This window comes from Promicromonospora sp. NPDC057138 (genome assembly GCF_042670845.1).
Taxonomy (GTDB): domain Bacteria; phylum Actinomycetota; class Actinomycetes; order Actinomycetales; family Cellulomonadaceae; genus Promicromonospora.
This window is the reverse complement of record NZ_JBHUUX010000009.1, coordinates 151,875-170,762: the sequence shown is the minus strand read 5'-3', so window position 1 is coordinate 170,762 and position 18,888 is coordinate 151,875. Positions and strand designations below refer to the sequence as shown.

The 18,888-nt window shown below is 72.3% G+C and carries 19 protein-coding genes; 9 read left to right on the top strand and 10 right to left on the bottom strand.

Annotated features, from left to right (window positions below):
- Positions 1-97 precede the first annotated feature (97 nt).
- On the bottom strand, positions 98-580 hold the full coding sequence (locus ACFT2C_RS09070; protein ID WP_377206708.1) for a YbaK/EbsC family protein: 483 nt from the start codon (positions 578-580) through the stop codon (positions 98-100).
- Positions 581-662: 82 nt separating this feature from the next.
- Positions 663-1,151 (bottom strand): MerR family transcriptional regulator, encoded by a 489-nt coding sequence (locus tag ACFT2C_RS09065; RefSeq protein ID WP_377206707.1) that lies wholly within the window; start codon positions 1,149-1,151, stop codon positions 663-665.
- 353 nt (positions 1,152-1,504) lie between these two features.
- Here ACFT2C_RS09065 and ACFT2C_RS09060 point away from each other — a divergent pair, with 353 nt between their 5' ends.
- Entirely contained in the window at positions 1,505-3,121 is a 1,617-nt protein-coding gene (locus ACFT2C_RS09060; RefSeq protein ID WP_377206706.1) for a zf-HC2 domain-containing protein, read from the top strand.
- A gap of 31 nt (positions 3,122-3,152) precedes the next feature.
- On the opposite strand, the gene ACFT2C_RS09055 is transcribed toward ACFT2C_RS09060, so the two are convergent.
- Positions 3,153-4,376, bottom strand: a complete 1,224-nt coding sequence (locus ACFT2C_RS09055; RefSeq protein ID WP_377206705.1) for an ROK family protein — start codon at positions 4,374-4,376, stop codon at positions 3,153-3,155.
- Positions 4,377-4,520: 144 nt separating this feature from the next.
- Between ACFT2C_RS09055 and ACFT2C_RS09050 the strand changes: the two genes are divergently transcribed.
- The 3 genes from ACFT2C_RS09050 to ACFT2C_RS09040 all read left to right on the top strand — a co-directional run bounded on the left by ACFT2C_RS09050 (position 4,521) and on the right by ACFT2C_RS09040 (position 7,214).
- On the top strand, positions 4,521-6,176 hold the full coding sequence (locus ACFT2C_RS09050) for a glycoside hydrolase family 13 protein (RefSeq protein WP_377206704.1): 1,656 nt from the start codon (positions 4,521-4,523) through the stop codon (positions 6,174-6,176).
- 259 nt (positions 6,177-6,435) lie between these two features.
- Entirely contained in the window at positions 6,436-7,071 is a 636-nt protein-coding gene (locus tag ACFT2C_RS09045; RefSeq protein ID WP_377206703.1) for a hypothetical protein, read from the top strand.
- Complete coding sequence (locus ACFT2C_RS09040) at positions 7,068-7,214, top strand: hypothetical protein (RefSeq protein WP_377206702.1); 147 nt, start codon at positions 7,068-7,070, stop codon at positions 7,212-7,214. The genes ACFT2C_RS09045 and ACFT2C_RS09040 overlap by 4 nt, the downstream gene beginning before the upstream one ends.
- A gap of 44 nt (positions 7,215-7,258) precedes the next feature.
- Here the strand turns inward: ACFT2C_RS09040 and ACFT2C_RS09035 are convergent, their stop codons facing one another.
- Complete coding sequence (locus ACFT2C_RS09035; protein ID WP_377206701.1) at positions 7,259-8,158, bottom strand: sigma-70 family RNA polymerase sigma factor; 900 nt, start codon at positions 8,156-8,158, stop codon at positions 7,259-7,261.
- Between the two features lie 123 nt (positions 8,159-8,281).
- Here ACFT2C_RS09035 and ACFT2C_RS09030 point away from each other — a divergent pair, with 123 nt between their 5' ends.
- Both ACFT2C_RS09030 and ACFT2C_RS09025 read left to right on the top strand, forming a co-directional pair.
- Positions 8,282-8,830: a DoxX family protein gene (locus tag ACFT2C_RS09030; RefSeq protein ID WP_377206700.1), complete on the top strand. Its 549-nt coding sequence runs from the start codon at positions 8,282-8,284 to the stop codon at positions 8,828-8,830.
- Positions 8,827-9,492 (top strand): NAD(P)-dependent oxidoreductase, encoded by a 666-nt coding sequence (locus ACFT2C_RS09025; RefSeq protein ID WP_377206699.1) that lies wholly within the window; start codon positions 8,827-8,829, stop codon positions 9,490-9,492. Before ACFT2C_RS09030 ends, ACFT2C_RS09025 begins: the two co-directional genes overlap by 4 nt.
- A gap of 39 nt (positions 9,493-9,531) precedes the next feature.
- Here ACFT2C_RS09025 and ACFT2C_RS09020 read toward each other — a convergent pair whose 3' ends face one another.
- Together ACFT2C_RS09020 and ACFT2C_RS09015 are read right to left on the bottom strand one after the other, a co-directional pair.
- Positions 9,532-9,888 carry a hypothetical protein gene (locus ACFT2C_RS09020; protein WP_377206714.1) on the bottom strand — a complete coding sequence of 119 codons (357 nt, stop codon included), beginning with the start codon at positions 9,886-9,888 and terminating at the stop codon, positions 9,532-9,534.
- Positions 9,889-9,969: 81 nt separating this feature from the next.
- On the bottom strand, positions 9,970-10,638 hold the full coding sequence (locus ACFT2C_RS09015; RefSeq protein ID WP_377206698.1) for a DUF433 domain-containing protein: 669 nt from the start codon (positions 10,636-10,638) through the stop codon (positions 9,970-9,972).
- Positions 10,639-10,830: 192 nt separating this feature from the next.
- Here ACFT2C_RS09015 and ACFT2C_RS09010 point away from each other — a divergent pair, with 192 nt between their 5' ends.
- Positions 10,831-11,496 (top strand): hypothetical protein, encoded by a 666-nt coding sequence (locus ACFT2C_RS09010; RefSeq protein WP_377206697.1) that lies wholly within the window; start codon positions 10,831-10,833, stop codon positions 11,494-11,496.
- A gap of 51 nt (positions 11,497-11,547) precedes the next feature.
- On the opposite strand, the gene ACFT2C_RS09005 is transcribed toward ACFT2C_RS09010, so the two are convergent.
- Both ACFT2C_RS09005 and ACFT2C_RS09000 read right to left on the bottom strand, forming a co-directional pair.
- Entirely contained in the window at positions 11,548-14,247 is a 2,700-nt protein-coding gene (locus ACFT2C_RS09005) for a S8 family serine peptidase (RefSeq protein WP_377206696.1), read from the bottom strand.
- Positions 14,133-15,005 carry a hypothetical protein gene (locus ACFT2C_RS09000; protein WP_377206695.1) on the bottom strand — a complete coding sequence of 291 codons (873 nt, stop codon included), beginning with the start codon at positions 15,003-15,005 and terminating at the stop codon, positions 14,133-14,135. Before ACFT2C_RS09000 ends, ACFT2C_RS09005 begins: the two co-directional genes overlap by 115 nt.
- A 274-nt stretch (positions 15,006-15,279) precedes the next feature.
- Between ACFT2C_RS09000 and ACFT2C_RS08995 the strand changes: the two genes are divergently transcribed.
- Positions 15,280-15,831, top strand: coding sequence for an SgcJ/EcaC family oxidoreductase (locus ACFT2C_RS08995; RefSeq protein WP_377206694.1), 552 nt, complete (start codon positions 15,280-15,282; stop codon positions 15,829-15,831).
- Here ACFT2C_RS08995 and ACFT2C_RS08990 read toward each other — a convergent pair.
- Positions 15,794-17,251: an ATP-binding protein gene (locus ACFT2C_RS08990; protein ID WP_377206693.1), complete on the bottom strand. Its 1,458-nt coding sequence runs from the start codon at positions 17,249-17,251 to the stop codon at positions 15,794-15,796. The two genes, ACFT2C_RS08995 and ACFT2C_RS08990, sit on opposite strands and share 38 nt — an antisense overlap.
- Entirely contained in the window at positions 17,248-17,994 is a 747-nt protein-coding gene (locus tag ACFT2C_RS08985) for a response regulator transcription factor (protein WP_377206692.1), read from the bottom strand. Before ACFT2C_RS08985 ends, ACFT2C_RS08990 begins: the two co-directional genes overlap by 4 nt.
- Before the next feature lie 125 nt (positions 17,995-18,119).
- Here ACFT2C_RS08985 and ACFT2C_RS08980 point away from each other — a divergent pair, with 125 nt between their 5' ends.
- Positions 18,120-18,845 (top strand): SDR family NAD(P)-dependent oxidoreductase, encoded by a 726-nt coding sequence (locus tag ACFT2C_RS08980; RefSeq protein WP_377206691.1) that lies wholly within the window; start codon positions 18,120-18,122, stop codon positions 18,843-18,845.
- The last annotated feature ends 43 nt before the right edge of the window (positions 18,846-18,888 follow it).

The window sequence follows — 18,888 nt, the reverse complement described above, 5'->3', positions numbered from 1 at the left end:
CAGATCTGGCATGGATTCTGGCCCGAATCCATGCCAGATCGCGTGCTGGAAGCGGACCGTCAACGAGCGGATCGTCTTGCGGGCAGCTCTGTGCTCATCACGCCTCCGGCGCTACCGCCGTCGGCGTCCCGCCCGTGATCCGGACCAGCTCGTCGAACGTCGTCGGGAACACCGTCTTGGCGTGGCCGGCGGCCGCCCACACCTCGTCGTGCGCGGCGAGCGCGGTGTCGACGTAGGTCGGCACGGGCGCCGGGTGCCCCACCGGCGCGACGCCGCCGATGACCTGGCCGGTCGCCTCCTTGACCTGCTCCTTCGAGGCACGCGCGATCGTCGCGCCGGCCTGCTCCCCCAGCCACGCCGTGTCGACGCGGTGCGCGCCGGACGTCAGCACGAGGGTGGGCACGCCGTCGAACAGGAACACGAGCGAGTTGGCGATCTGGCCCACCGCGATGCCGAGGTGCTCGGCGGCGAGCGCGGCGGTGGTCGCGGCGTCGTCCAGCCAGCGGACCTGACCGGTTGCGCCCGCCTCGGCGAGCGCGGCGGTGACCTTCTCGACGGCGGGGTGATTCACGTCAGACATGCGGAGATCGTAGGCACCGAACCACCCGGACGTCTGCCGTAATAACGGCGAGCCACACGCGTGCGCCTACTCCGTGACGGGGTCAACGCGATTCCGGCGACAGTCCTGCCCGGGGCCTCCGGCTGAGCAGGTCCGCCACGCTGGGCCCCTGCCCGGCCTTCCCGTCGACGATGTCCTGCACGTGCGCGCGGAAGCTCGGGCACGCGGCGATGTCGTGGGCGCTGCACTCCAGGGCGTGGCGGGTCATCTCGCGGGAGTGCTCCATCTCGGCCATGCGCGCCTCGAGGTCGGCGATGTGCGCCTCCAGGATCATGTGGCGGTCGTAGGCACCGCCATCGAGCAGCACGCGGATCTGCTCGAGGCTCATGCCCGAGGCCTTGCTGCGCATGATCGTGGCGACGCGGAAGGCGTCGTCCGCGCCGTACCGGCGGCGCCCCGCGCCGTCACGGACCGGGCTGAGCAGGCCCATGGATTCCCAGTGGCGCAGCACATGGGTCTCCAGGCCGAACCGGGCGGCGAGGTCGCCCACCGACCAGACGGACCGGTCCTCGGAGACGGGGATCGAGTTCATGTCGACATGAAGTCACAGGCTGGGCGCTGCCCGCAACCTCACCAGGACACTCCGCAAGAACGCCGGAATTGACCGGCGGCCGCGAATTTCGACGCGCGCTGCCACGGGCAGCCGGCGGCAATCTCACCCGCTCCGACAGGGAGTGCGCGCCGGTCTTTACGTATGCTGGAGGGCGGCGGGATGGCGCAGAACGGCGCATTCTAGGGCCATTCCGGTCAAACTTCTTGTGCGGGTTAATTGGCGCTTATAACCCCTATGCCCGGACGGTGTTGTGGCCCCCCAGGGTGAAAGACCCGGAGCAATTCCAGCATCGAGAAAGCAGCCGTGTGCCGATCAGTGGGAGGTGAGAGCGCGTGACCACGACGGGTGGTGACCTGGGTGTCCATGACTGGGTAGTGCATCGTCCTAACGTCGTGCGTTCGGTCGCCGCCCGTGTGCCCGGTATCGATGCCGAGGAAGCCACCAGCCGCGCCCTCGAGAAGATGGTCCGGATCGTCTCCACCGGCGGGACGATCGACGACCCCGCCCCGTACTGGCGGCGTGCGGCGGTCAACGAAGCCATCTCCATGACCCGCGAGGCCGGACGCGCCCGCCCGGTCGAGGACGACACCCTCGACGGCCTCACTCCCCCAGTGGCCGGCGCCGAGCTCGACGCCGAACGCCTGGCCGACGTCACGATGCTCCGCACCGCCCTGTCCGACCTCGCCGAGGACGACCGGCAGATCCTCCTCGAACGCCACGTCCACGATCGTGCCGTCACCGACATCGCCACCGGCCTCGGCGTCCGCCCCCACGCCGTGACCATGCGGCTACGCCGCGCCGAGGAACGCCTCGCCGGCGCCTTCGCCGCCGCCCACGCCCAAGCCGTCAACGAACCCGAGTGCCGCACCACCCGCGCCGCCATGCACGACTACCTCAAAGGACGCCTCCTGCCCCGCAGGCAGCAGCGCCTGGAAGTCCACATGGACGGCTGCACCGAGTGCACCCGGGCGTTCATCGACGTCCGCGAAGTGTCCTGGATGCTGCGCGACCTGGGACAGCACTTCATCGGCGGCGTGCTGGTCACCGGACCGTTCGGTGGCGCGGCCGTCGGCACCGGGACCGTTGCGGGCGCGAGACCGCGCACCCTCGGGAAGAGGGAGACGACCGTGGCCGCGGGCGTGGTGGCCGTGCTCACCGTCAGCACTGGCGCGGCCGCGTACCTCGCCAACCAGATCATCCAGCCGCCGCCCCAGGCGATCGTTGACCTCAGCGGTGGCGGCACCGGGCCCGGGCAGCCGCCCACGCAGGACCTGCCTCCCTCGGTCCTGCCGGCCGACCCCGAGCCGCGCCCGGCCACCACGCCCAAGGAGGACTCGGACTCGGAGCTCGACCCGGTCACCGTGCCGGAGGAGGACGTGTCCGAGCCCGAGCCTGCCCCGGAGCCGGCGGACGCCGCCCCAGAGCCGGAGCCCGTGAACCCGCCCGCAGAGCCTGCGCAGGAGGAACCCGCGACCCCGCCCGCTCCCGAGCCCGAACCAGCGCCCAGGCCGGAGCCGACGCCCAGCCCGCCCGAGGCCGGGACCATGGGCGGCCCGCCCGGCAACCCGGCGAACGAGCACGGCAAGGGCCCGACCAAGGACAACGACCAGGGTCCCGGCAACGGAAACGGAAACGGAAACGGCCCGGGAAACGGCAACGCTGCCGGGAACGGCCACGGGAACGGGAACGGCAAGGGCCACGCGTCGGACGGCACCGGCACGATCGGGTCCGACCTCGGCGAGCAGCTGACGAGCCTGCTCGCCGTCCCGAGCATCGCGGGCGCGCCCGGCGTCCTGCTGCTCGGCGGCACACGCACGCCGAGGCGCTGGGCCGACGCCGCCGACGCCGCCGACGCCGCCGACGCCGCCGACGCCGCCGACGCCGCCGACGCCGCCGACGCCGCCGACGCCGCGGACACCGCGGACACCGCGAACGTCGCCGCGACGTAACGCACGGACGCCACGCCCGACCCCGCAGCCCCTACTCGCCCACCCGCAGCGCGAAGTCGAGCGCGTTCGCCCGCACATGCTCCAGCGCCAGCGTCGAGGCGCCGACGATCACCGCGTCCGCGCCGAACGACGACGCGACGAGCTGCGGCGCTGGTGGGTGCACCATGCCCTCGAGGATCTTCGCGGTGCGTCGCAGCAGGTCGCCGACGACGGGCGCGACCCCGCCCGCGATGATGATCCGGTCGACGTCGAGCATGCCGTCGATGACGGCGCAGACGCGCGCGAGCCGGTCGGCGAGGCGGTCGACGACGGCGATCGCCCCGACGTCGCCGTCGTCGGCCGCGGCGAACACCATGGGCGCGGCGATCGCGCTCGACGGCACGGCGCGCAGGGCGCTGCCGGCCGGCAGGGCGCCCGCCTCGTGCATGTCCCGGCCCCAGGAGCGGGCCAGGAACCCGATGCCGTGCGCGGAGCCGACGCCGGCGACGTACTCGAGCAGGCGCATCTCGCCGGCGCCCCCGTGACTGCCGCGCACCAGCGCGCCGTCGACCACGATGCCGGCGCCGAGGCGCTCGCCCGAGAGGAGCGCCGCGAACGACCGGATGCCCCGCCCGGCGCCGAGGGCGCGCTCGGCGAGGGCCGCGAGGTTGGCATCGTTCTCGACTGTGGTGTGCCAGCCGCGCGCGCGGAAGTGGGCGGCGAAGCCGGGGTTCATGCGCGGCCAGAACTCGCCCTGCCCCCGCGGCGACGTGCCCTCGACGTCCGTCGGCGCGGGCACGCCCACGGCGATCGCCAGCACGCGCGCCGGGTCGACGGCGGCCGAGGCGAGCGCCTCCGCGATGCACGCGTCGGTGACGGCGAGCCGGTCGACCGCGTTGTCGTGCTCGAGATCGAGGGGGTGCGCCTGACGTCCGATCTCGATGCCGCGCAGGTCGGCGACCGTCGCGAGCACGCGGTGCTGGCCGGCGTCGACGCCGATCACGTACCCGGCGTCGGAGCGCAGCTCGTAGAGCCGGGCCGGCCGGCCCTTCGCGACGGCGGCCGCGGCCTCCGCGGCGCGCTCGACCTCGCGCAGCCAGCCGAGCTCGATCAGCTCGCCGCAGCGGCTGATCACCGTGGAGCGGGTGAGGCCCGTCGCGTCCATCGCCTCGCTCGCCGTGAAGACGTCGTGGGCCCAGGCGTACTCGAGCACGCTCTCGGCGTTGATGCGTCGCACCAGTCCCGACGACGAGGCGTTCTGCGGTGCTCGGCTCACGTGTGACCTTTCGTACCTCGACCGGGAGGCCCTGTTCAGACATTAAATATAGTGCTTGGATAAACTCGGGCTGCCAGCCGGCGTCACCCGGGGCGCGATCGAACGACCGCCCCCACCGACCCCTACGCAAAGGATCATGCACTCGTGACCAGCACCTCCCATGCTCAGCTCCCCGTGGACGACGCCACCTGGTGGCGGCAGGCGGCCGTCTACCAGATCTACCCCCGCAGCTTCGCCGACGCCAACGGCGACGGGATCGGCGACCTGCGCGGCATCATCTCCCGCGTGCCGTACCTCCAGGGGCTCGGCATCGACGCCGTGTGGCTCAGCCCGTTCTACCCGTCGGCACTGGCCGACGGCGGGTACGACGTCGCCGACTACCGCGACGTCGACCCGCGGATCGGCACGCTCGACGAGTTCGACGAGATGGTCGCCGCCCTGCACGGCGCGGGCATCCGCGTCATCGTCGACATCGTCCCGAACCACTCCTCCGACGACCACGTCTGGTTCCAGGAGGCGCTCGCCGCGGCCCCCGGCAGCCCCGAACGCGCGCGGTACATCTTCCGCGACGGCCTCGGCGCGGACGGCTCCAAGCCGCCGGCCGACTGGACGAGCATGTTCGGCGGACCCTCGTGGACGCGCGTGCCCGACGGCCAGTGGTACCTGCACCTCTTCGCGAAGGAGCAGCCGGACTTCAACTGGGACAACGAGGAGGTCCGCGCGGACTTCCGGCAGACGCTGCGGTTCTGGTCGGACCGGGGCGTCGACGGGTTCCGCATCGACGTCGCGCACGGCCTGACCAAGGAGCTCGGCGAGTCGCTGCCCTCGCAGGCCGAGATCGACGCCATCACCGAGCCCGGCGCGCACCCGCTCTGGGACCGCGACGAGGTGCACGAGATCTACGCCGACTGGCGCAAGGTCTTCGACGAGTACACGCCGCCGCGGATCGCGGTGGCGGAGGCCTGGGTCTCGACGCCGCGGCGCCCCCGGTACGCGAGCGCCGAGGGCCTCGGCCAGGCGTTCAACTTCGACCTCCTGGAGGCCGACTTCGACGCCGAGCAGTTCCGGACCATCATCGCCGACAACCTGGCGCTGTCCGCGGCGTCCGGCTCGTCGACGACATGGGTCTTCTCGAACCACGACGTCGTGCGGCACGCGACCCGGTACGCGCTGCCACCCCGCAACGGGAGCACCGTGAAGCAGGGGCAGAAGTGGCTGCTGTCGGGCGGCACCCAGCCCGTCGCCGACGTCGAGCTCGGACTGCGCCGCGCCCGCGCCGCGACGCTGCTCATGCTCGGCCTGCCGGGTAGCGCGTACCTCTACCAGGGCGAGGAGCTCGGCCTGCCGGAGGTCGCCGACATCCCGGCGGCCGAGCGCCAGGACCCGGCGTTCTTCCGCAACCCCGGCGTCGACATAGGGCGCGACGGCTGCCGCGTGCCGCTGCCGTGGACGCGCGAGGGCACGTCCCTCGGCTTCGGCCCGGACGGAGCGCACCTGCCGCAGCCCCAGGGCTTCGGCGCGCTGTCGGTCGAGGCCCAGGACGGCGCGCCGGGCTCGACGCTCGAGCTCTACCGCGCGGCGCTCGCGCTGCGGCACGAGCTGCGGGCCGCCGAGACGCTGGACTGGGTGCGCTCGCCGGCCGACGTCCTCCACCTCGCCCGCCCCGGCGGCTGGCACGTCGTGACCAACTTCGGCACCCACGCCGTGCCGCTGCCCGACGGCGAGGTCGTGCTCACGAGCGGCCCGCTGGCCGGCACCCAGCTCCCCTCCTCGACGACGGCCTGGATCCGCACCGTCTGACCCGTCGCATCGCGCACCGCATGTGTCAGACCTACAGGTCACTCGGGTCACCTGTAGGTCTGACACATGCGCTGAGATCTGACAGGCTCAGTGGGAGCGGCCAACTGAGAGGGTGAGCCTGCGGGGATGGGGACTCCTGATCGCCTGGACGCCTCGTCGGTGCCCGAGTTTCGTTGTGTCACGCTCCCCAGGCTGGAAGGCTGGCGCGCGCTTGCCGACATCGGTGAGTACGCACGTCAGGGGCCCGCAGGAGATCTTGATGACACTCATGAACCGCACCACGACCGCCGTCGTCGGCGGGCTGCTTGCCCCAATTCTCGTGGTCGGTGCCCTTGCCGCCTGCACGGGCGTTCCCGCCCGCGATCCATCCGCATCGTCTTCCGGGCCGACGTCGAACAGCGGCGGTCCTGGCCCGACGGTCGACCCGCTGCCGGAAACCGAGGAACGCGGCGAGCAGCTTGCGTCGACGCTGGTTGACGCGCTGGAGGATGCGGAGCGCACCGCGACCGATGACATCACGAGCAAGATCTTCGAAAGCCCCGGTGGACCTCAGTGGGAGTGGAAGGGGGTGTTCGTCCTCTCCGCGAGATCGGAGATGAGCGCCGAGGAGGCCGCTGGGAGCATGAGGGAACACCTCATGGCCGAAGGCGACTGGACGGTCCGCCAGACCACCCATGAGGAAGCCGACGACGTGACGTTCTACGACTTCAGGAGCTCCTCGGTCGACGACGACGGAATTCCTCTCCCCGAATGGTGGGTGCAGATCACCGCCAGCACTGCCAAGGCCGCCGGAGATCAGTACATCCGCGCCTTCATCTACGCTCCGACCGCCTATGGCTCGGAGTGGTCGCCATCCGGCGAACCGGATGACTCCTCCTCGCGACACGCCGGATGACCAGATCGACTATGCGCGGCGGCACCGCAGCAGCGGTGAGGTGCGCTCCGCGCGACCGCAACACGGTGGGCCCGCGGCCGCTCTCGCCGCTGGCCGGCCGCCTGCAGCCCAGCTCGACGACGGCGTGGGTGCGCACGGCCTGAACCGCGGCGTCGGCCCGGACGTAACCGCCGCCGGGCCGCGGCGCTCAGGGCAGCAGCACCGTGTGGATCGCCGCGATCAGCCCGTCCGTGATCAGCAGGCGGATCAGCGCCACCGGGTCGCCGTCCTGCGTGGCGACCACGGCCATCCCGTCGTCCAGGGCCAGCGGCGCCAGGGTCCAGCCCGACCCCGGGCCCAGGTAGCGCAGCGATCCGGCGGCCACCCGCTCCGCCCCGGCGTCGAACCCGAGGCGCTCGCCGCGGGCGGTCGCCCAGCCGGAGACGTCGGGGTGCAGCACCCTGGCGAGCGCGTCGAGGTCTCCCCCGGCACACGCCGCGATGAAGCTGTCCACGACGTCCTGCAGCTCGGGGTCGGGGCGCGCCGCCTCCGGCGTCGGGCCGGACTCCCGGATCGCCCGGCGGGCACGGCTGGCGAGCTGGCGGCAGGCGGCGGGCGTCCGGCCCACCGTCTCCGCCACGCTCTCGAAGGGGATGCCGAACACGTCGTGCAGCAGGAACGCCGCGCGTTCGCCGGGCGTGAGCTGCGCCAGCACGACGGAGAGCGCGCGCCGGATCTCGTCGTCCAGGGTGACCCGGTCGGCTGGGTCCGGTGCCTCGGCGACGGCGTCGAAGCCCCACGCGGTCGGGTCGTGCGGCGCCGACAGCCGCCCGTGGGCCGAGCCGATCCGGTCCAGCGCGAGGCGCCGCACGACGACGACCAGCCACCCGCGCAGGTCCCGGATCTCGCCGACGTCCTGCGTCGCGAGGCGCGCGAACGCGTCCTGGACGACGTCCTCGGCCTCGGTGGGGTCCGCGAGGATCCGGTTCGCGGTGGCGAGCAGGTAGGCCCGGTCGTCGCGTGAGGCGACGGCGACCCGTTCGGCCGCGACTCGTTCGACGGCGACCCGTTCGGTGTCGCCGCGGTCAGCTCCGTTGTGTTCGCTCATGCGCACAGGACGATCGTGCCCCCTCCGGTGTGACAGGGACACCTGGCGTCACATCCCGGCCCGGTGGTTCGTCCTGTCCCGCACCGGCGGCCAACCCGTCCGCCGACGAACCCAAGGAGCATCATGCTCACCACCACCTTGTGGGCGGCGCAGACGATTCTCGCCCTGTTCTTCCTGTTCGCGGGCCTGCCCAAGATCCTCGGCCGCGGCATCGAACGCTGGACGGGGTTCGACGACGTCCCGCGCCCGCTCACCATCCTGATCGGTATCGCGGAGGTCGCGGCGTCGGCAGCGATTGTGCTCCCGCTCATGCTCGGCGTCGCCGAGTGGGTCACGCCGTTCGCCGCGATCGGCCTCGCGGCCGTCACGCTCATGGCGAGCGGCTTCCACGTGCGGGCCGCCGAGTGGCTGCCGGCCCTCGAGACAGCGATGTGGGCGGCGCTCGCCGGGGCGGTCGCCGTCGGCCGCTGGGACCTCGTGAGCGCCGGGCCGTCCCTGGCGCCGGACCTCCTGGTGCCCGTGATCGGGGTGCTCGTCGTGGCGCTGATCGTCAACATCGTCGCGATCTTCCGGACGCCGGTGCCGACCTCGGCCGCGGCGTCGGCGTCGGCTCCGGCGTCGGCGTCGGCGCACGACGGCGCAGTCCGGTCCACTGAGGAGGCGCACGCGTGAGGCTCGCCGTCGTAGCTGCCACCGGTGGAGTCGGCCGCCACGTCGTGGACCAGGCGCTGGCGGCCGGGCACTCGGTCACGGCCCTCGTCCGCACCCCAGCGAACGTCCATCAGCCCGTCCGGGCGGTCGCGGTCGACCTCGCGGCGCCCGACCCGGCGGTCCTCCGCGACGCGCTCGTCGACCAGGACGCCGTCCTGTCGTGCCTCGGCCCGCGGGGCAAGGGCGAGTACGGGATCGTCGAGCCCGGCACCATCGCGCTCACCCAGGCGATGCGCGAGGCCGGCTGCCGCCGCATCGTCGCCGTCAGCGGCTCCGGGGTCTCCACGATCCCGACCCCGAGCCGCCCGAACCCGCCCCGGCGGGAACCCGGTGCCGGCCTCTACAACCGGTACTTCGCGACGCCGCTCGGGCGGCGCATGCTGGGCGCCCACTTCGTCGACGTCGCCATGATGGAGCACGTGCTGCGCACGAGCGGGCTGGACTGGACGACCGTTCGGCCGCCGTATCTGAGCGACGGCCCGGTGACCGGCCGCTACCGCACGGCGGTCGGGCACAGCGTTCCGGGCGGCGTGCGCCTGTCCCGTGCGGACACGGCTCATCTCATGCTGCGCGTCCTGGATGACCCGACGACGATCGGCCAGGCGGTGGGAGCAGCGAACTGATCGGGCGACGCGTCGTCCGGCCCGCCCGGCCCTGTCTTGTCAGGGCTTGGGCGGGTAGTTCAGGGGGATCCGGGCGGTACGGCTCTCGTAGATGCCGAGCACAAATGGTGCCGGAGTGCGGCGTGCCCACCGAAACACCGTCTGCTCGTTGTGCAGCAGCCGTTGAAGCATCTGTGGTCCCGTGATGCGGGCACTGGTGATCGTGAAGACGCGGGCATCGCACATGTGGACGACCTGAGCTTCGACCGGTACCCGGGCGATGGCGGTGTCCTTGGTGATGAGGCTCTCGCCGAGCTCGGTGGCTTCTCGTATCCAGTCGATGTCCGCGACGTCCTGGCTTGCGTCGACGCCGTAGCGTTCGTCCATCGTCGTCACCTGCCAGCCGTGCTCGCGCAGGCCCTGGGGACGAAGACGGAGCCAAGCCCGCGGTCGAGAAAGAACCGTGGCGGCGCGTCGGTCTCTGTCACGTGCGGTGGCTCAGGCGGCGAGCGCCGCTACATCGCTCAGCGCGAGGCGATAGTCGGTGGCGACGTCGGCGGCCGGCTCGCCGGCCTCGAGGCGCGCCCGTACGTCAGCGACGCGAATCCCACGGGCGGCGAGCGTCGGCTGCCCGTAGTTCCGGCTCGGGTCGACGACGACCTCGGGGGCGAACTGCGGCAGACGGATCAGGGCAACGGCGCCGTCGCGGTAGGTGATGGTGCTCAGGTACTGCTGTACCACCTCACGGAAGACAGCCTGGCCGTTACGGACGACCACGAGCTGATTGCCCAGCTCCGGGTCCTCGTGCTTGCCGAAGTCCCAGAGCACCTCGGCGCCGTCTGTCATGAGCTGCTCGCTGGCCAGCGCGGTGTGCAGATCGAGATCCTTCTCAAGCCTCTTGAGCGCCGGTCGAATTCGTTGCATCGGAACGCCCGCTTCGCGGAAAGCCTTCAGCACGTAGCTCTCCGCCAGACCGACGAACGGGAGCACCCTTCCGCGACCTGCTCCGGTAGTGGTAACCAGGGCCTCCTGCGGATGCTGGCCTCCGTCGACGCCCTTGTACGTGTATCCACGAGCCCAGTTCTGAAGAGTGCTCGGGGTGACACCGATGATCCGGGCACCCTCAGTCAGCGTGTAGAGGGGCGGATTCGCATCGATCTCCGGCATGACTCCAGCGTACCGACTTCGCCGGTCCGGTTGGGGACCTTGGCGGTCCGTCAACGCATCGGGCCGCGAGGGCGGGCCCGGAGTCGTCCCCGGCTGCGGGCCCACCGTCGGCGTGCTCGTCGTCGCGCTGGTCGTCAACGTCATCGCGATCGTCCGCGAACGCCTCGTCGATGCCCGAACTTTCGTTGTGTCGTGCCCATCGGGCTGGAAGGCTCTCGCACGCTTGCCGACATCGGTGAGTACGCACGTCAGGGGACCCTGCAGGAGATGTTGATGACACGCACGAACCGCGCCACGGCCGCCGCCGTCAGAGGGTTGCTTGCCCCGATTCTCATGGTGGGCGCCCTTGCCGCCTGCACAGGTGTTCCCGCCCACGATCCATCCGTGTCGTCTTCCGGGCCGACGTCGAACAGCGGCGGTCCCAGCCCGACGGTCGACCCGCTGCGGGAGACCGAGGAACGCGGCGAGCAACTTGCGTCGACGCTGGTTGACGCGCTGGAGGGTGCGGAGCGCACCGCGACCGATGACATCACGAGCAAGATCTTCGACGGCCCCGGTGGACCGGAGTGGGAGTGGAAGGGGGTGTTCGTCCTGTCCGCGAGATCGGAGATGAACGCCGAGGAGGCCGCCAAGAGCATGAGGGACCGCCTCATGGCCGAAGGCGACTGGACGGTCCGCCAGACCACCCATGAGGAAGCCGACGACCTGACGTTCTACGACTTCAGGAGCTCCTCGGTCGACGACGACGTTGCGCTCCCCGAATGGTGGGTACAGATCACCGCCAGCACGGCCAAGGCCGCCGGAGATCAGTACATCCGCGCCTACATCTACGCTCCGACCGTATATGGCTCGGAGTGACGGTGGGCCCGCAGCCGGTCTCGCCGCGGGCCCACCGTCCTGCGTGCGAGATCAGCCGACGGCGTACGCCCGCACGACCGTCTTGGCCACCGACCCACCGGCCTCGTCCCACGCCTCGACCTTCAGCGAGACGTGCTCGGCGCCGGCCGGCGCCCTGACCGTCGCGACGTAGCCGCCGTCACCGAGCGCCGTCACCGTGGCCTGGTGCCAGGTGCCGCCGTCGTCGGCCGACCACCACAGGCGGGCCCCCTCGACCTGCGACACGTCGTACGCGCCGTCCTGGTGGCGCACATCGACCCGCACGCGGGTGGTCCCCGGCGCGGATCCGGACGGGTCGAGCCCGCGCACGTCCCAGGTGGTGTCGAGCAGCGGCGGCACGGCGTCGTCGCCGACGTCGGACCGCGCGTGGAACGTCCACTCGCCGGTGACGCTGGTCGCGAGCCGGTAGGCGGGGTCACCGGGCGTGCTCTCGAGCAGCATCCGGTAGTCCGCGCCGCCCTCGGGGACGGTCGGGAAGGAGTAGGGCTCGGGGACGTCGTCGATCAGCTCGCCGTCCTGCCAGACGCGCAGCCGCTCTCCGACGTCGGAGCCCCACAGCACGCCGCCGTCGTCGTCGGCCCGGCTCGTCGGGGCGAGCGAGAGGCGACCGCCCCACTGCGTGACCGGCGTGATCGTCGAGATGCCCGGAGCCAGCGCGCCCGCGGCCAGCCCCTGCCGGACGCGGCCCGGCTCGCTCCAGACGTGCCGCTCGGCCTCGGTGAGCACCACGCCCACGCCGTCCTCCTGGATCTCGGACCCGAGGTACCACCTGCCCGGCAGCGCCGTCACGTACTCGGTGCGCCGCGTGCCGACGGGGACCGGTTCGATGGCAGCGCCGGCGACGATGGTGCCCGGCTCCCAGTACAGGCGCTGCGCGAGATGGGTGTCGCCGACCGATGCACCGTAGGTGGTGTCGACGGCGACCGTCGTGCGGCGGTCGCCCCGCAGCGCCGGAACCTCGACGCCCTCGCTGTGGTGGGCGAGGTCGTAGCGGTAGGCCGCCACCTCGTCCCCGGTGGTCGGCGCGAGCAGCGTCGCCTGGACGATGGTGTCGTAGTCGCCGTGGGTCGCGGCGGGTACCGGGGTCAGACCGAGGTTCGTTCCCGGCCCGTACGTCACGTTGACCCCCGCGGAGGCGACCTCCGCCGAGTCCTCGGTCTCGACGGAGAGGCCCAGGGACGCCAGCTCCGCCGGACGGTGCGTCGAGGTGGTGACCTCCCGCGCGGTCGTGCCGTCCAGGAGCACCTCAGCGTCCGCGGTGGCATCGACCTCGCCGCTGCTCAGGAACAGCGCGTCGGTGACCGCGCCGTCCTCGCCGAGCGTCTCGATGAACGCCACCGGGCTGTAGATGCCGGGGATGACGCGCGCCGTGGCGACGCCGTCCTCGAACCAGAGGTTGGTGCCGAAGAGTCCGCCGTTCTCGGGGTCCAGCTTAATCGCGGCGCCCCAGGTGTCCGCGGTGACGGGCTCCCCCGCCCGGTCGACGGCGCGCACCGTGAGGTTCACGTACTCGCGCTCCTTCGCCCAGCCGACGGGCGTGCGCACCGTGGTGCCGTCCGTCCCGGTCGCGACGAGCGTCCCGCCGATGGCGCCGATCGCGCCCGGGCCGTCGGCCACCGTCATGTCGACCGAGGCGGTCCCGCCCGCCGGCACGACGACGGAATCCGCCGACAGGGTGATCGCGTCCGTCGCCGGGGCGTCCGCGGAGTCGGTGACGTCGGCCGCCAGGGCGAGCGTGACCTCGTCGGATCCCGCGTTCGTGTACGTCACGGTGCGGGCGGCCGAATCGCCGTCGTGCGGCCAGGAGAAGGTGCCGAACGAGACCGACGGCGTGGCCGTGACCTGCTGCGCGATGGCGCCGGGGACGGTGATCCGCCCCGCGCCCTCGGACCAGACGTCCGCGCCCGTCGGCTCGGCCGAGCCCATCAGCGCGGACTTGAGGCCCGTCGCGTCGAGGTCGGGCCGGGCCTGCTTGAGCACCGCCGCCGCGCCCGCGACGTGCGGGGTGGCCATGGAGGTGCCGCTCAGCGCGACGTGCAGGTCGTCGACGACGTCGCCCGCCGTCGTGCCCGCGGCCCGCGCGGCGACGATCCCGTCACCGGGCGCGACGACGTCCGGCTTGAGCAGCCCGGCGTCGGCGCCCCCGCGGCTGGAGAAGGGCGTGACGTCGTCGGCGTCGTCGACGGCGCCCACCGTCAGGGCCTTCGCGGCGATGCCGGGCGAGCCCACGCTGCCCTGGCCGAGGTCACCGTCATTGCCCGCGGCCACGACGAACAGCGTGCCGTACTGCTCGGTGAGCTCATCCACCGCGACGGCGTCCGGCGACGGGTCGTCGAAGTACAGGCTGCCCAGCGACAGGTTCACGACGTCGGCGCCCTCCGCGGCCGCCCACTCCATGCCCTCGATGACGCCCGACATCTCGCCGTAGCCGTCGTCGTCCAGCACCTTGCCGACCAGCAGGTCGGCGTCCGGGGCCACGCCGCGGTTCACGCCCTCGGACGCGTCGCCCGAACCGGCCAGGATCGAGGCGACGTGCGTGCCGTGGCCAAAGCCGTCGATCACGTTGCCCTTGCCGGTGAAGTCGCGCTCGCCGGCCACTACCTCGTCGAGGTCGGGGTGCGTCGCGTCGATGCCGGTGTCGAGGACGGCGACCGTGACGCCCTCGCCCGTGAACCCGGCCTGCCACGCCTCGGGGGCGCCGATCTGGGGCATGGAGTCGGCGTCGGAGGCCCGGACCGGCTGGTCGAGCCAGACGTGGCCGATGGTGCCCTCGGTTGCTGTGGTCGCCTTGGTGGTCGGGCCGGCCTCGGCCTCGGCTCTTGCCCCGGCCGGGGTACGGGCGGCGCGAGGGCGTCGAGCAGCTTCGCTGCCCGGCCCCTCGGCAGGACGTCGGCCACCGCGCCCACCGATTCCAGGTTCCGGTCAGGCGTGATGCCCGACGCCGCCCAGTTCGGCTTGGCCGGTGCTGCGGACCGGGTGCCGTCGTCCGGGGAGGCGGTCGCGTCTTCGCGGTCCTCGGCTTCGGCTGCCTTGGTTTCGGCTGCCTCAGCGGCGGCCGCCGTCTGGACGATCACGGGCAGCGAGTCCCGCGAGGCGTCGTCATACCCGGCCTCGACCAGGCCGGTCACATCGAACAGCGCGCGGTCCAGGCGGCTGGGCACCAGCCGCGCGACGTCGCGCGGGATGACGTAGAGGTGATCCCCCTCGCGCTGCTGGAAGAAGGCCATGTGCTCGCGGCCGAGTCCTGCCTGCACCGTCGCCGTGGCCGAACCGTCGGCCGCCGTCCGCACCGTGACGACGTCGCCGGTCAGCAGAGTGACGGACGCGGGGCGTCCCTGCGCCTCGGCTGTCGAAGGTTCCTGCTTGTGGTGGGGTGCCGGTGTGTCCTGCGGGACGGCCGCGGTCGCCCACGTTCCCCCGCCCAGTGCGATCGCCAGCGCGACCGCCGCTGCTGTTGCTCTCTTGCGCATCGGGTTTCTCCCGTCCGAGTCGAGCGCGACACCTGTGCGGCGCCACGTCAACCAGACGCGCGAAACGGGGTGGGAGGTTGCGTGACCTGCGGAATTGGTCCTGGGCGGGGGTCACCGAGGGGCGAATCCAGATTCCTTTCTGAGCCCTGTACCTGCGCTGCATCTCCGTTGCACGGCCACTTCCCGGCGCTCCGAGAGCGTAGAACCACTCCCGATCGAACCCGGGAACGGCCCCCACCACAGGGGGTCGCGGCCTTCCACCCCTGGAGTTGTGATGCAGTCCCAGACCGAAAAGCCCCGCCGGATGCGAGAGCGAGTCGGCCTCGTCGCGATCACCGCGGTCCTCACCGCCGCCGCCACAGTGGGCATCACCACCGTCGCCTCCGCCGACGACGAGGGAACCGCCAACGGCCCCGTCGACGATTCCACCATCGAGCCTACGGAGAGCGAGATCGCCGCCCTGTTCGACGAGTGGAACGCCGCGCTGCAGACCGGTGACGCGCAGGCTGTCGCCGACCGCTACGCGCCCGACGCGGTGCTGCTGCCCACCGCCTCGGCGCGGATCCGCACCGACCGCGACGGGATCGTCGACTACTTCGAGCACTTCCAGGAGAACGACCCGATCGGCGAGAAGACCGAGACGGTGGTCACCGTGCTGGACGAGAACACCGCGGTCGACGCCGGGACCTACGTGTTCACGCTCACCGACCCCGAGACCGGCGAGGTCCGCGAGGTCCCGGCGCGGTACTCCTACGCGTACGAGAAGATCGACGGCGACTGGCTGATCGTCAACCACCACTCCTCGGTGACGCCGGCCGAAGGCTGATCCACACGCACAGGCCGCCCCGCTCAGGACCGCCGTCCGAAGCCGCGCGGTCCGAAGCGGGGGCGTCCCGCAGGGTGACGGTGCCGCCGTCGTCGGTCACGAGTTGCTTGACGATGGCGAGCCCGAGGCCCGAGCCGGAACGGCCCGTGAGCCCCTGGCCCCGCCAGAACCGGTCGAAGGCACGGGCCTTCTCGGCGTCGGGCATGCCCGGACCCTCGTCGAGGATCTCCAGCACCACCGCGTCGGGACGGGCCTCGGCCCGCACGGTGATGGTGCCGCCGTCCGGGGACACCTCCAGGGCGTTCGACAACACGTTGTCCAGCACCTGGTCGAGGTGACCGGGGCTGGCGAGCACTTGCAGCCGGTCGTCGGGGTTCCCCGTGAGCGCGATCGTGACGCCGCGCTCGTCGGCGGCCGGCTGCCAGACAGCCAGCCGGTCCTGCACGATGTCGCGCAGCGGCAGCGGCTCGGCGGCGGTCACCTGGGCCTCCGCGCGAGCCAGCACCAGGAGGCCGTTGACGAGGCGGCTCATCCGCACGACCTCGGCGGTGGCCTGCTCCACGTCCTCCGTCACGTACGGGTCGTCGACGCCGTCCGCGATGTTGTCCAGGGACAGGCGCAGCGCGGTGAGCGGCGTGCGCAGCTGGTGCGACGCGTCGGCGACGAAGATCCGCTGCGCGGCGACCAGGGTGTCGAGGCGCTCGGCACCCTGATTGAGGGTCCGGGCGAGGGTCTGCGTCTCGTGCGGTCCGGTGACCGGCGAGCGCGCCGTCAGGTCGCCGTCGCTGAACCGGCTCGCCATCGCGTTGAGCTGGCGGAGGGGCCGGGTCAGCCACCGGGCCGCCAGGTAGCCGAGGCCAGCGGCCACCACGAGGACTCCGACGGCCAGGACCGCCCGGAAGCCCCAGATGGTCCAGAACCGGTCGGTGAGCCCCTCGGTCGGGAAGCTGACGCGGACGGCGCCCACCACCTGGTCGCTGCCGTCGCCGTTCCCGCTCGCGACCGGCTCGCGGGCCGGGACCGTGATCACCAGGTGGGGTCCCCAGAACCAGGAGGAGCCCCAGTCGGTGGTCGGCCTCCCCTCGCGCAAGGCCCGGTCGAGGGCCGCGTCCCGAACGGGCTCGGGCAGGCCCGGCACCGCGCCGCCGTCGGCGTCCGTGCCCGTGTCCGTGCCCACGTAGATGGCCTGGACCGTGCTGTCCGTCTCGACGGCGTACGCCCCGACCATCTGCACCAGCGCGTCCCGGGAGGCGGCGTCCCCGGCGCCGAGCAGCAGCGCCATGGTGGTCGCCTCGCGCTGCACGGAGGCGCCGGTGTCCCCGCGGAGCTGGCCTGTGAGCGTCACGGCCACCGGGACGGTGAACGCGGCCAGGGCGACCGCGACGAGCAGCACGTAGCTGACGATCAGCCGGCGGATCACGACGCAGGGGCCCCGTCCTCGACGATCTCCAGGCGGAATCCGACCCCGCGTACCGCCTCGATGGTGATCGCCCCGGCCAGCTTGCGCCGCAGCGCCGCCACGTGGACGTCGAGAGTCTTCGTCGGCCCGAACCAGTGGGCGTCCCAGACGGCTTCCATGATCTGCTCGCGGGACATCAGCGCGCCCGGCTCCTCGGTGAGGAAGGACAGCAGGTCGTACTCCTTAGGCGTCAGCGCCACCTGTTCGCCGTCCAGGCGGACCCGCGCCGCGCGGCGGTCGACGCTGAGCCGGGAGCCGTACCGGTCCGGGCTCGGAGGGACGCCGGCGCGCGATCCCGGCGGCCCGGACGGCTGGGTCCGGCGCAGCACCGCCCTGATCCGGGCGATGACCTCCCGCACACCGAAGGGCTTGGTGACGTAGTCGTCCGCCCCGAGCTCCAGGCCGACGACGCGATCGGCCTCGTCGCTGCGGGCGCTGATCACGATGATCGGCACGTCGCCGCGCTCGCGCAGCGCCTTGCACACGTCGAGGCCCTCGGCGTCGGGCAGCCCGAGATCGAGCAGGACGACGTCGTAGGACGCGCGCCCGTCCTGCGCGTCGTCGGCTGGGCTACCGACGGCATCCACCGCCGCCAGCGCCGCACGTCCCGTCGTCACCCACTCCACGGCGAAGCCGTACCGCACCAGACCACGACGGAGCGACTGGGCGACCGGCTCGTCGTCTTCTACCAGGAGTACGCGCACGGGTGAACCTTACGGTTCATGCATAGTGGTGGACGACAGGTGGCTCTGGCAGGCCCTCCCAGACTGTCGGTGACCCGGATTAGCGTGGACACCATGAACCACCACAGTGCGCACGAGGTGCGATCGTGAGCCGCATCCTGGTCACCGGCTCCGCAGACGGGCTGGGCCGCGCGGCGGCCGACACGCTCCTGTCGCAGGGCCACGAGGTAGTCGTGCACGCCCGGAACCCGAGCCGGGCAGCGGCCCTCCGCGAGCTCGTCGACCAAGGCGCACAGCTCGTGGTGGGCGACTTCGCCGACCGCGACGCTGTCCGCGGCGTCGCCTCCGAGCTGGCGGACGCCGCCCCGCTGGACGCCGTCATCCACAACGCCGGAGTGTGGAGCGGCCGCGCCGTCATGCCGGTCAACATCATCGCCCCGTACCTCCTCACGGCCCTGCTGCCCGAGCCCCGTCGCCTCGTATACCTGAGCAGCGGCTCGCACTTCAGCGGCCGTCCGTCCGTCGACCGGGTCGACTGGTCGGGCCGCACGCCCGGCTCGTACGGCGACAGCAAGCTGTTCGTCACCGCCCTGGCGGCAGCGGTCGCGCGCCTGCGCCCGGAGGTGCTGAGCAACGCCGTCGACCCGGGCTGGGTGCCCACGCGGATGGGCGGGCCCGGCGCGCCCGACGATCTCGAGCTGGGCCATCGCACGCAGGAGTGGCTCGCCACCAGCGACGACCCCAAGGCGCTGACCACCAGCGGCTACTGGTACCACCAGGAGCGGCAGGAGCCGCACCTGGCGGCCCACGACGTCACCTTCCAGGACCGGCTCCTTCAGGCGCTCGCACAGGAGACCGGCACGACGCTCTGACGGTGGCCAGACCACTAGCAGCCGAGCGGGCACCCGCTCGCCG

Excerpts from the sequence above, each read along its gene's own strand:
- ACFT2C_RS09005 (WP_377206696.1), bottom strand. The coding sequence starts at position 14,247 with ATGCCCCAGATCGGCGCCCCCGAGGCGTGGCAGGCCGGGTTCACGGGC.
- ACFT2C_RS09030 (WP_377206700.1), top strand. The coding sequence starts at position 8,282 with ATGCTCACCACCACCTTGTGGGCGGCGCAGACGATTCTCGCCCTGTTC.
- ACFT2C_RS09040 (WP_377206702.1), top strand. The coding sequence starts at position 7,068 with ATGACCAGATCGACTATGCGCGGCGGCACCGCAGCAGCGGTGAGGTGC.
- ACFT2C_RS09000 (WP_377206695.1), bottom strand. The coding sequence starts at position 15,005 with ATGCGCAAGAGAGCAACAGCAGCGGCGGTCGCGCTGGCGATCGCACTG.
- ACFT2C_RS09015 (WP_377206698.1), bottom strand. The coding sequence starts at position 10,638 with ATGCCGGAGATCGATGCGAATCCGCCCCTCTACACGCTGACTGAGGGT.
- ACFT2C_RS09065 (WP_377206707.1), bottom strand. The coding sequence starts at position 1,151 with ATGAACTCGATCCCCGTCTCCGAGGACCGGTCCGTCTGGTCGGTGGGC.
- ACFT2C_RS09035 (WP_377206701.1), bottom strand. The coding sequence starts at position 8,158 with ATGAGCGAACACAACGGAGCTGACCGCGGCGACACCGAACGGGTCGCC.
- ACFT2C_RS08995 (WP_377206694.1), top strand. The coding sequence starts at position 15,280 with ATGCAGTCCCAGACCGAAAAGCCCCGCCGGATGCGAGAGCGAGTCGGC.
- ACFT2C_RS09070 (WP_377206708.1), bottom strand. The coding sequence starts at position 580 with ATGTCTGACGTGAATCACCCCGCCGTCGAGAAGGTCACCGCCGCGCTC.
- ACFT2C_RS09045 (WP_377206703.1), top strand. The coding sequence starts at position 6,436 with ATGACACTCATGAACCGCACCACGACCGCCGTCGTCGGCGGGCTGCTT.